Annotated in this window: 1 protein-coding gene and 1 pseudogene; both read right to left on the bottom strand. The window is 73.0% G+C overall.

Annotation, left to right across the window (positions count from 1 at the left end):
* Window positions 1-142, bottom strand: a 142-nt coding sequence (locus B5F74_RS12155; protein ID WP_204212453.1) for a BMC domain-containing protein, incomplete at its 3' end; no start/stop codon positions are given.
* Window positions 143-618: 476 nt separating this feature from the next.
* A pseudogene (locus B5F74_RS12150) lies at window positions 619-742 on the bottom strand (ethanolamine utilization protein EutM); the annotation flags it as partial.

The raw sequence follows: 742 nt of genomic DNA, 5'->3' as shown, positions 1-742 counted from the left end.
ACACGGTGACGAGGCCGCCGCCGACCTGCTCCTTGCCGATCAGCGACACGTTGGCCGCCTTCACCATGGCGTCGGCCGCCTCCACGGCGCCGACGAGCCCCTTCGTCTCGATCATGCCGAGGGCCTGGGTCATGTTTGCCATTGCAGTCTCCTTCTTGGTGGTCTGCGGGACCTCGTCCCGCACGGTGGTCTGGGTATCGGGTGCCGCGGGGGTTTCTGCGGCGGGCGCGGCGTCCTTTTGGGGCGCTGCATCGGTGGTCGAGGCTTCCGGGACCTCAGGAGCCTCGGGCGCCTCGGCGGTCTCGGGCGCCTCGGCGGTCTCGGGCGCCTCGGGAGCCGGTTGCTGAACGGACTCGGACGCGGCCTCGACCGGCTCTGTCTGCTGGGGCGCCGGGGCCTCGACCTTGGGCTCCGGCTTGGACTCGGGAGCCGCCGCAACGGCCTCGTCAGCCGGCTTCACCGCAGCGGGCTCAGCCTTCTTCGCAGACGCGCGGGGCTTTCGGGTCGAGCGCTTGGCCGGGGCCTTCTTGGCCGTCGGACGGCCAGCCTGCTTGGGCGCGGACTCGGGCGAGGTGCCACCCGCTCCGGGCGTCCCCTTCTCCTGCTCCGCCATGGCGCTTACGCCTCGCTACCGGGCAGGATCGTCTCGACCGAGCCGTCGGGGCGCGGGATGACGTGGACCGAGAGCAGCTCGCCCACGCGCTGGGCCGCCGCGGCGCCGGCGTCGGTGGCGGCCTTCACG

The sequence above is a fragment of the Collinsella sp. An271 genome (assembly GCF_002159695.1).
Taxonomy (GTDB): Bacteria; Actinomycetota; Coriobacteriia; order Coriobacteriales; family Coriobacteriaceae; genus Collinsella; species Collinsella ihumii.
The sequence above is the reverse complement of the archived record's forward strand: the minus strand, read 5'-3'. Positions and strand labels throughout refer to the sequence as shown.